Source organism: Bradyrhizobium sp. SZCCHNRI20481 (assembly GCF_032485055.1).
In the GTDB taxonomy this organism is placed as follows: domain Bacteria; phylum Pseudomonadota; class Alphaproteobacteria; order Rhizobiales; family Xanthobacteraceae; genus Bradyrhizobium.
Genome location: NZ_JAUEUE010000011.1, coordinates 275,454 through 285,314, shown reverse-complemented (window position 1 = coordinate 285,314; position 9,861 = coordinate 275,454). Strand labels below are relative to the sequence as shown.

Genomic DNA, 9,861 nt, shown 5'->3' with positions numbered 1-9,861 from the left:
CAGACATTGCGACTTCGTTCCAATCTGCTGGTCATTAGCACAGCCCTGTTAACGTTTGTCACGTCGCCATGGTCGAGCGCTGTCCACGCCGGCGAAACGAACGCCTCGGCGCTGCGGATCGACGAGCGCATCGGCGGCGGCAATCTGGTCACGCATCTGGCCGGCAAGAGCGCGCAGATCTATCAGGCGCTGCACGGCGTCGGTGCCAGGATGGGACGAATGGACTCCTATGGCTGGCGGACGTTGGCGCGGGTGCCCACGCCGCACGACTTCGATGCCGCCATGATGGAGGCGCACAAGAACGGTATCATACCGCTGATCCTGCTGGAGTACGAAGGCAGCTATCAGAGGTTGGATCCGCCGCAGCCGATCGGATCCTATCAGGACTGGTTCGCCGCCGGGCAGGCGATGGCGAGGCGTTTCCGTCCCGATGGCGATTGGGGCCGCGAGAACGGCTTTCCCGATTGGGGCGCAACCGTCTTCAGCGCGATCAACGAGCCCGACGTGCAGGCCACGATCCCGCGCCGGGACTATCACGACGCGCTAGCCGGGCTTGCCGACGGTGTTCACAGCGTCGACCCCAAGCTGCGGGTCGTTCCCGGCGGCTTTGCCACCTGCAACTCGCATGGCGATGCGACGTTGCGCGGCTACGGTCCGGTGATCGCCGATCTGCTCGAGGACGGCCGTCTCGATGGCATCGACCTGCATACCTACTACCATGATAAATGGTATCCGATGACCCGCGGCCGCGAGTTCTCGGTGCAGACCTGCTTCGACCGCATCAAGCAGGCGATGGGGCTGAGCCGCGACATCAACTTCTACGCAACCGAGTTCAACGTCGCGCGCGCCGGCGCGTGGGACAGCGATACGGACGCGGCGAGATTGTTTCTCAATGCGATCTGGGACCAGCTTGCGGTGGTCGGCAAGGATGGCAGCATGCCAGTGTCCATGCTGGCGTTTCCTTGGAATCTCGGCGACACGCCCGATGTCGACGGTGTGGCCTATGCAATGGCGACGGGCAAGGATCCCTGGACCCCGGAGGCGCGCAGCCTCGTGGTGAAGACGGTGCTGCAGCTCGCCGGTCACATGAGGATCGTGTCCATCGACCGGCGGCTGGCGCTGTACACGCTGCGCGGACCGGATGCCGATTTGATCGTGTGGCAGAACATTGCCGGCTGGACCGACCGGCCCGGCCGCGCGGTCGAGCTCGAGCTGCCCGCATGGACGCGCAGCCTCGAGGTCTGGGGCTGGGATGGGCTGCGGCGCCGGATCGAGGCAAAGCCCGGACGTTTCTTCGTCGACGGCCTCAATGCCGACGAAACCTACATGTTTCGCGTGCCGCGGCCGTGAGTGACGACGCCAGTCGCGAAGGTCCCCGTGAGGGGGCGAGTGACAACATCTCGATGTGGTTCGCGAATCCCGTTAACTGAAAAGTAAGGCCAGCGCGACGTGGTTCACTGCCACCTGACCTTTTTACGATAATTGCAGCCACGACAATCCCGCCGCGCGACGGGTGACGCGCTGGACCTCTCTCGGGTGATGCTGGAATGCAGCCGATCAAAAAGGCCGAGATTGCGAACGACAGGCCGGTGCCGGCGCAGGCCGTGACCGGGGTTCGCATCCGAGAGATCCGCACGGCGGATCTGCCGGCGGTCGCTGCGCTGCTGACGCGCGGATTCGCCTTTCGCAGCGAGGCCTATTGGTTGCGCGGACTCGAACGTCACGCGGCGCGCCCGCGGCCGGCCGGCTTTCCGGCATTCGGCTATTGTCTCGACCATGGCGGCGTTCCCGTGGGCGTGATCCTGCTGCTGTTCTCCGAGCTCCACAGCGGCGGTAAGCCGATCGTCAGGGCCAATGTCTCGAGCTGGTATGTCGAGCCGGCGTTCCGTGCCTTCAGCTCGATGCTGGTGCGCGCGGCGACGCGCGACAAGACGGTGACCTATTTCAACATCACGCCAGCCCCGCACACTTGGCCGCAGGTCGAGGCTCAGGGCTTTTCGGTCTACTGCAAGGGACAGGTCTACGCCGCGCTGGCCCTGTCGCGATCGCGCTCGGATGTCCGTATCGAAGAATTCTCCGAGGACGATGTGCATGGGCTCTCTCCCGACGCGGCCGATCTGTTGCGGCAGCATGCGCAATGGGGGTGTCTCAGTCTCGTCGCGCGCGAGGCCGATGCGGCGTATCCGTTCGTGTTTCAGAAGCACCGGGTGATGAATGCGCTGCCGGTGTATCGCCTGCTGTATTGCCGGGATGTCGCCGACCTCGTGCGGCTGGCCGGCAACATCGGCCGGTTCCTGCTGCGGCGGGGCGGCCTGCTGGTGCGGCTCGATGCGAACGAGCCCGTTGCCGGGCTGGCCGGCTGGTACTCGGACAAGCGCGGACGCAAATATGCCAAGGGTCCGCATCCGCCGCGTCTCGGCGATCTCGCCTTTACCGAGGCCGCGCTGTTCGACGGCTGAGAGGTGGCAATCGATTGGGTTGCATGGTCCCACTGCGGCGGCCGGGATACTGGCTCGCGTGGTCTATGGGACCGATGTGACGGCACGCACAGTCTGGGCTTCCGGCCTGCGCCATCCTCCTGGCAACGGAGGTGGTCATCCATGTCTTACATTTTCGAACTCGCGCTGGCGGCGATGCTGCTGTTCTTCCTGTTCCTGCCGATCACCGATCGCAGGACGGTCATGATGAAGCTCTGCATGATCATGGCAGTCGCCATCCTGTTCACGGTTACGCTTGCCGTCCCGCATGGCGTTGCACCCTCCGCCCAGGTTCTGCGGCTGACGGCGAACTGATGTGGCGCGGGTGAGCTCGGGGCTTGCCGCTCCAGCATGAAGTTTGGACGGGGCAATCCGAACGGTACGGCTCGCAGACCGAACGGCCGGCGGTTGGCAGTCCGCCCCTCATCGTGTAGCACCGGCTGAACGTCACGCCACGCTCAGGGGATCCGGATGCCTGCTCTTGCCCATGCGCTGCTTGCCGCCCTGAAGGACCACGGCGCCCGCGAGATCTTTGGCATTCCCGGCGACTTCGTGCTGCCGCTGTTCAAGGTCATCGAGGAGAGCAACATCCTGCCGAGCTTCACGCTGAGCCATGAGCCGGCGGTCGGCTTCGCCGCGGATGCGGCCGCGCGCTATCATGGCGGCCTCGGCGTCGCCGTCGTCACCTATGGCGCCGGCGCCTTCAACGTCGTGAACGCGGTCGCCGGCGCCTATGCCGAACGCTCGCCGGTCGTGGTGATCGCGGGCGCGCCCGGCGCGCGTGAGCGCGTCTCCGGTTTTCTGCTGCACCACCAGGCCCGCACCGTCGACACGCAGCTCGCGGTGTTCAAGGAGATCACCTGCGATCAGGCGGTGCTGACCGATCCGGCCACGGCGCCGGCCCAGATTGCGCGCGTGCTGCGCAGCGCGAAGGAGATGTCGCTGCCGGTCTATCTCGAATTTCCGCGCGACATGGTCGATGCCGAGGTCGAGCCGGTGGTGCCGCTGCCGCCGCGGCGGGCCAGCCGCGAGGCGCTCGACGAATGCGTCGAGGAGATCCTCGCCCGCATCGCGCAGGCGGAGCGTCCCGTGATCGTCGTCGACGTCGAAATCCGCCGCTACGGCGTCGAGGACAGGATCGCGGCGCTCGCGCGCAAGCTGGGCCTGCCGCTGGTGACGACCTTCATGGGCCGCGGCCTGCTCGACAGGGCCGACGATGTCGTCGCCGGCACCTATCTCGGCGCCGCGGGCAACCCGGCGATCACGGAACTGGTCGAGAATGCTGATCTCGTGCTGATGCTGGGCGTCATCCTGTCGGACACCAATTTCGCGCTGTCCAACCGGGCGCCGGACCCGCGCCGCATGATCCTGGCCGCCAGCCGTGAGGTCCAGATCGGCCATCACGCCTATCGCGACATGCCGCTTGGCGATCTGATCGATGCGCTGGACGAGCGCGCGACGCCGCGGGCCGCGGCGTCCGGCCTGCCGCGGCAGCGCTCGGCCTATCCGCGCGGTCTCGCGGCCGATGGTGCGCCGATCGCGCCTTCGGACATCGCGACCGCGATCAATGACATGTTCGATCGCCATGGCCGGATGCCGATGACCTCCGATATCGGCGACTGCCTGTTCACCGCGATGGAGATTGACAACACGGCGCTGGCCGCGCCGGGCTACTACGCCGGGATGGGCTTCGGCGTGCCGGCCGGCATCGGCGTGGCCGCGACCGGCCTTCGTCCGCTGATCCTGGTCGGCGACGGCGCATTCCAGATGACCGGATGGGAGCTCGGCAACTGTCGCCGCTACGGCCTCGATCCGATCGTCGTGCTGTTCAACAATTGCAGCTGGGAGATGCTGCGCGTGTTCCAGCCGGAGTCGCGGTTCAACGATCTCGATGACTGGCACTATGCCGACATCGCCAATTCCATCGGCGGCACCGGCGAGCGCGTCGCCACCCGGAGCGAGCTCGTCGCTGCGCTGGAGCGCGCGGTGCATCGGCGCGGACGCTTCTCGCTGATCGAAGTGATGCTGCCGCGCGGCAAGACCTCGGACACGCTGGCGCGCTTCGTGGCAGGATTCAAGTCGGCGCGCGAGCGCATGGCCCAGGGATAGGATGGCCGGAAGGGCGCTCTGAACGCGCGGCCGTCAACCGGTTGCCGACCGCAGCACCGTCTTGATCGCGTCACGGCCCTTCCAGGCGAAATAGGTGAGGCGGCCGCCGAACGAGCGATGGCTGCGCAGCCTGTTGGAGCCGAGCACGTGCCCAACTTCTGCGGGGAAGCGTTTGACCTCGGCCTGCACCATTCTGTCGGTATTGGCCATGATGGCGTTCAGGCGCGTGCCCCACTCGGACTCGTCGATGCGATCGATGCGGACCTGGATCGCATACTCGATGTCATAGATGCTGGTTAGGATTTCCTTGGCGGTCACGACGCGGTTGTTCTTCAACGCGACACGAAGCGCGAGCCGCTTGTCCTCGAGCTGATCGAGCACCATCGGCACGGTCATGGCGTAGGGCGCCGCGATGACATCCGCGACGTTCTTCGAGCGCGCCGCCTTGGTCGCCAGCCGCAACACCTGCCAGGGCTCCTTCAGACGCTTGGCGACCAGCGTCAACGCAAAGGGCACGGCTTCCGGCTGCCTCTTGCGCAGCGCATCGAGCAGCAGCACCATCTTCTTCACCTGCGGATCGTCGAACTCAACGATCCGGTCCGGCAGCGAATCGGCGAACTTAGCGAGTTCCTCGCGGGCGCGCAGCGCCTTCAACAGCTTGACGACGTCGTCGAACACCGACGGCGAGGCCGTATAGGCCTTCAGCTTGCTGCGGACCTGCTCGATGCCCTCGGCGCGCGCCAACGTGCCTTCCAGCGACTTCGTCACCTTGGTCTGGAACGCGCTCGCGACCTGGCGGATCTCGCGCTGCTTGTCCCCGGCGATCAGGTCCTTCATCTGCGCGTTGTAGTCTCGCGCCATGGTCGGCAGCAGATCGCGCGAGATCCATTCCCAGATCGGCGTGAGGGAGCCGCGGGCAATGCGGCCCTCATTGGCATGCTCCGGCGAACCGTCGATGAGAAGCTGCTCGACGGGCATGAAGAAGTAGCGCGAAGGATTGATGGTGCGGTGGCCGCCGGCGCCATTGTTGTTGCGGATCTCGGCGCGCAGCCGGGCCTGGAGGTCGGCGGATCCCGGCATGTCGACGCCGCTCAGCTCCAGCCGTTCGAGCTCGCTGAGCAGGCAGCTTCGTGTCAGCGGTGACAACCGCTGCAGGAATTCCCAGATCCGGTCGACCGGTCCCATTGGCGTCAGGCTGTCAGCTATATGTCAAGGTCGCTCGTCTCCACGGACGAGCACGGAGCTCATCGAAGCACGAAACAGTTGGTGCGAAATTAATGTCAGTAAACAATCGTAGCATTGCACGACATCATGGACAGGCGTCGCGGCACGCGCCGGGGACGGGTCTCCCGAAGCACGGCATCACGCCCGGCTTAACCATTTCAGATTGTAACTTTTGGGAAAATTAGCGGCGGTTGCACGAGTTGTCGGGAAAAATCCCGTATTGCTACGGACGGCATAATTAACCATGTTAAAGTTGCCGCCGCGTCAGAATGAGGCATGGCACAGCTGAACAACAGCCTTTCCGACGCTCACGCCGCACCTGCTCCGGGCGGCCAAGGAGTTAACGACCCGGACCTCCTGGCGACCCGTTCCGGCACATCTGCGCCGCTCGCGATGGGACGTCACGACGACCAGGGCACGCTCGCTTTGGCGCGTCAGCTGAACGGTTCGCTCACCGCCCTGATGCTCTACATGGAGGAAATCAAGCAGCGCAGCGACGAGATCGCCAGGACGCCCGGCGAGCGCCGGCATGTCCAGGTGGTCGTCGACAACGCGTTGCTGCAGACCGAGCGGATCTGCGCCCTGGTCAACCAGATGTCCGGCGCGCACGGGCAGTTCGGACCACTGTCACGGGCGGTGCCGGCTCACGAGCAGGGCACGGCGCCCGCGCGACCACCCGGCCGGGCCAGCAAGTCGCTGACCCCGCGCGAACACGAGGTCCTCAAGCTGATCAGTGAGGGGCATTCGAACAAGGAGGGCGCCTTGCGCATGGGCATCAGCCCCCGCACCTTCGAGAGCCATCGCGCCGAGGCCATGCGCAAGGTTGGCGCGCGCAACACGGCCGAACTCGTTCGCGCAGCACTTCTCAACCAGATCGGATGACGGCGGACGAGCGCGAATGCCGCGCTCGCGCTTTCGACCCCCGCGGTGCCCCGCGCTGCAGGCAATGAAGATCGGCGTCCGACCGGCTCGGTCGAACGCGCTGAGCGGGACGCGGACGTCCGTGCTGTCAGAAATAATCCTCGGCGAAGGGGCGAACCCGGGAGGTCGGGCGCAGCGGCGCCTGCGCCTTGGGCGGTGCCGGCACGATCGTAATGGTCCAGCGCGGCGGTACGCTCGCTTCGTTCTCCATGACTGAACGGACGTGGCCGGTGATCGTCGATCCGCCGGATTTCACGGTCGCGGTCCGGCCGTTGAACTGCGCAATTCGGAAACGCCTGACTTCCTTCTGGTCGGCGGTTTCAAAAGTAAACATGGGACACATCTCCTATGTGACCCCGAGTCTCGCAGCTCATGATTAGTTGATTGTGAAAATCGTGAGCCGTAGAAGTACGGCGTCAACTTATTGTAAGGGAATATGAAGATCAGGTTCAGCGAATCCGCGTCGTGAAGGTCTCGTTTGCCATCTCGGTCGTCCGAGCCCGTCGCGGCGGTGCGGCGTGCGAGACGCCGCGCAGATCGGATTGCGCCATGGAGGCCTGCGGCCTCCCTCGCTTCAATATTGCAGCTCCTGGGCGCGGGCGGCGGCGTAGGCGGCCTCGATGTTGTCGAGCAGCTCGGCATACTCCTTGGCGGACAGGCGTGGCGCGCTCTTCTCCAGCGCGAGCGCGTAGGTCGCAAGCCGACGGTAGCCGAAGGTTCCGGCTGCGCTCTTCAGCGAATGCGCCTCGCGGCCGATCTTGATGCGCTCGCCGTCGAGCGTCAGCTGGCGGAGCTGCTTCAGCCGCGCATCCGTCTCGCTGAAGAACACGTCGCGGATCTCCTCCGCGGCCTCGTCTCCGATCTCGCCGACCAGCTCGGCATAGGCTTCGCGGTCGAGCGCGGCTTCGGGAGCAATTTCGGTGTCGGTGGCGATGTCGGCGGCCCTGGCATCCGGCTGGGCCGGCACCAGCGGGGCGTCTGACGCCACGGTGTCCAGCACCGGAACGGGCAGGGGCAGCACGCGCAGGATGGCCTCCACGAGCGCTTTCTTGCGGGCCGGCTTGACGACGAAGTCGTTCATCCCGGCTTCCCGGCAGGCCCGGATATCCTCCATGAAGGCGTTCGCCGTGAAGGCGATGATCGGCACGTTGGAACGGCGCTCGCCTCGCGCGCGAATGGTCCGGGTTGCCTGGAAGCCGTCCATCTCCGGCATGCGGACGTCCATCAGGATCAGGTCGTAGTTGAAGCGGCTGGCGGCGGTGACGGCCTCGGCGCCGTCGCAGGCCGTGTCGGTCTGGATGTCGAAATCCTTGAGCATCTTGGTCGCGACCAGGCGATTGGTCGGATTGTCGTCGACCACGAGGACGCGCAGCGGCCGGCCGAACGCCGCGATCCGGTTCTGCAGCGAGGTGTAGATGCCGTCGTCGTTCTGCTCTGGCACCGCGATGGTCTCGGCAATCGGCAGCGTCAGGCGGAACGAGAAGGTGGATCCGCTGCCCAGCGTCGAGGTGACCTTGATGTCACCCCCCATCTGCTCGATCAGGCGCTTGCAGATCGCCAGCCCGAGTCCGGAGCCGCCGAACCGGCGGCTGATCGAATTGTCGGCCTGGACGAAGTTCGCGAACAGCGAGCCGATCTTGTCGGCGGCAATGCCGATGCCGGTGTCGGTCACCGTCCATTCCACCGTCGCCTTCTCGTCATCCTTCTCGATGCAGCGCGTCGTGACGACCACTTCGCCGGACGAGGTGAACTTGACCGCGTTGGACACCAGGTTGAGCAGGATCTGGCGAATGCGGCCGGCGTCGCCGACCAGCGCCGGCGGCACGGCCGGGTCGCTGACGCTCCTCAGCTTCAGGTCCTTGGCGGAAGCCCGCGGACCGATGATGCTCAGCGTGTTGTGGACCAGGGCCTCGGCGGAGAACGCGATGTCCTCGAGCGAGAGCTGGCCGGATTCGAGCTTGGAGAAGTCGAGAATGTCGTTGAGGATCTCGAGCAGATTGTCGCCGGCATTGTGGATCGCCACCACCGAGCGGCGCTGCTCGGGATCGAGATTGGTCTCCAGCAGCGTCGTGGCGAGGCCGAGCACCGCGTTGATCGGCGTGCGGATCTCGTGGCTCATCATCGCGACGAAGGTGGACTTCGCCGCGTTCGCGGCCTCGGCGGCCTCGATCAGGTGCTCGTGGCGTTCCCACCAGCGTGAGATCAGGACGGCGGCCGCGAACACGGCCATCGCGCTCACCAGGGACACGATGACCAGAAGCGTCGCCATGTCGCGCCAGGCCTTCAGGACGTCGTGCTCGAACACCGACACCACGATCATCGCGGGATAGTTCGGCAGCATCTTTGCCGCCCGCCGGCGCATCTCGCCGGTTCGTGCGGAGGGTTCGCGCAGCACGCCGCCGGCCGACAGTGCGCGCTGACCGAAGCCGGAGGTCGGCTTGCCGATCTCGCTCGTGGGCGGAAAATGCGCGAGCAGCGTACCGTCCTCGCGGATCAGCGACACCGCGGCATCGAGACCCTGCGCGGTGGAGCCGAAGAAGTTCTCCAGATAGGGCACGGACATGGCGCCGAGCATCATGCCCATGAACTCGCCATTGGAATCGTCGAGCCGGCGGGCAAAATAGATGTTCCAGGTGCCGTCGCCGCGATTCTGAACCGGCGTGCTGAGGAAGGTCCGCAGTGCAGGGTCGGCCTTCAGCGCCTTGAAATAGTCGCGGTCGGCGATGTTGACGTCCGGGATCGGCCAGTAGCGCGAGAAGTTCAGGAGCCCGCCTTGTGCGTCGATCAGCGTCACCGCATCGATCTGCGGCAGTCCCGCGATTTTCTCCTTGAGCAGGAGGTGGGTCTGATGGTCTGACGCGACCTTGCGAAACGCTGCAGCGTCGATGGCGCCGCCGCGCACTAGGTAGTCGCGCACGCTGGTGAGCACGAGGTCGACCGATTTCACCGAGCGGTCGGCGTTCTCTGCAAGCGTGAGGCTATGGCGGCTGAGATCTTCCTCGGCGTGCTGAAGCGCGTTCTCGCGCAGGTTGGTGAGGAAGAACAGGTTGCTGCCGGCAATGACGCAGATGAGGATCAGCGCGATCGCTGCAGGCGCTCCCAGAAAGCGCTTCTTGTTGCTCATCGCCTG

The 9,861-nt window shown here is 65.5% G+C and carries 8 protein-coding genes; 5 read left to right on the top strand and 3 right to left on the bottom strand.

From position 1 onward, the window contains the following. Positions 1 to 129 precede the first annotated feature (129 nt). The 4 genes from QX132_RS19815 (at position 130) to ipdC (ending at position 4,586) form a co-directional block, all read left to right on the top strand. Positions 130 to 1,350, top strand: a complete 1,221-nt coding sequence (locus tag QX132_RS19815; protein ID WP_410052875.1) for a hypothetical protein — start codon at positions 130 to 132, stop codon at positions 1,348 to 1,350. Between the two features lie 197 nt (positions 1,351 to 1,547). After that, positions 1,548 to 2,459 carry an acyl-CoA acyltransferase gene (locus tag QX132_RS19810; protein WP_316162526.1) on the top strand — a complete coding sequence of 304 codons (912 nt, stop codon included), beginning with the start codon at positions 1,548 to 1,550 and terminating at the stop codon, positions 2,457 to 2,459. A 141-nt stretch (positions 2,460 to 2,600) separates the two neighbouring features. After that, positions 2,601 to 2,792, top strand: coding sequence for a hypothetical protein (locus QX132_RS19805; protein ID WP_315740799.1), 192 nt, complete (start codon positions 2,601 to 2,603; stop codon positions 2,790 to 2,792). A gap of 156 nt (positions 2,793 to 2,948) precedes the next feature. After that, positions 2,949 to 4,586, top strand: a complete 1,638-nt coding sequence (gene ipdC / locus QX132_RS19800; RefSeq protein ID WP_316162523.1) for an indolepyruvate/phenylpyruvate decarboxylase — start codon at positions 2,949 to 2,951, stop codon at positions 4,584 to 4,586. A 33-nt stretch (positions 4,587 to 4,619) separates the two neighbouring features. Here the strand turns inward: ipdC and QX132_RS19795 are convergent, their stop codons facing one another. Then, positions 4,620 to 5,771 (bottom strand): hypothetical protein, encoded by a 1,152-nt coding sequence (locus QX132_RS19795; RefSeq protein WP_315740797.1) that lies wholly within the window; start codon positions 5,769 to 5,771, stop codon positions 4,620 to 4,622. A 315-nt stretch (positions 5,772 to 6,086) separates the two neighbouring features. Between QX132_RS19795 and QX132_RS19790 the strand changes: the two genes are divergently transcribed. Further along, positions 6,087 to 6,692, top strand: coding sequence for a helix-turn-helix transcriptional regulator (locus QX132_RS19790; protein ID WP_316162521.1), 606 nt, complete (start codon positions 6,087 to 6,089; stop codon positions 6,690 to 6,692). A 127-nt stretch (positions 6,693 to 6,819) separates the two neighbouring features. On the opposite strand, the gene QX132_RS19785 is transcribed toward QX132_RS19790, so the two are convergent. Both QX132_RS19785 and QX132_RS19780 read right to left on the bottom strand, forming a co-directional pair. Further along, positions 6,820 to 7,065, bottom strand: a complete 246-nt coding sequence (locus QX132_RS19785) for a hypothetical protein (RefSeq protein WP_315740795.1) — start codon at positions 7,063 to 7,065, stop codon at positions 6,820 to 6,822. A gap of 240 nt (positions 7,066 to 7,305) precedes the next feature. Then, a complete protein-coding gene (locus tag QX132_RS19780) occupies positions 7,306 to 9,855 on the bottom strand; it encodes a hybrid sensor histidine kinase/response regulator (RefSeq protein WP_316162519.1) in 2,550 nt (849 codons plus the stop codon). Positions 9,856 to 9,861: the final 6 nt, after the last annotated feature.

What these genes read in the sequence shown, in the direction of transcription:
- QX132_RS19805 (WP_315740799.1), top strand. Translation starts at nt 2,601, where the DNA reads ATGTCTTACATTTTCGAACTCGCGCTGGCGGCGATGCTGCTGTTCTTC.
- QX132_RS19810 (WP_316162526.1), top strand. Translation starts at nt 1,548, where the DNA reads ATGCAGCCGATCAAAAAGGCCGAGATTGCGAACGACAGGCCGGTGCCG.
- QX132_RS19785 (WP_315740795.1), bottom strand. Translation starts at nt 7,065, where the DNA reads ATGTTTACTTTTGAAACCGCCGACCAGAAGGAAGTCAGGCGTTTCCGA.
- QX132_RS19780 (WP_316162519.1), bottom strand. Translation starts at nt 9,855, where the DNA reads ATGAGCAACAAGAAGCGCTTTCTGGGAGCGCCTGCAGCGATCGCGCTG.
- ipdC (WP_316162523.1), top strand. Translation starts at nt 2,949, where the DNA reads ATGCCTGCTCTTGCCCATGCGCTGCTTGCCGCCCTGAAGGACCACGGC.
- QX132_RS19790 (WP_316162521.1), top strand. Translation starts at nt 6,087, where the DNA reads ATGGCACAGCTGAACAACAGCCTTTCCGACGCTCACGCCGCACCTGCT.
- QX132_RS19795 (WP_315740797.1), bottom strand. Translation starts at nt 5,771, where the DNA reads ATGGGACCGGTCGACCGGATCTGGGAATTCCTGCAGCGGTTGTCACCG.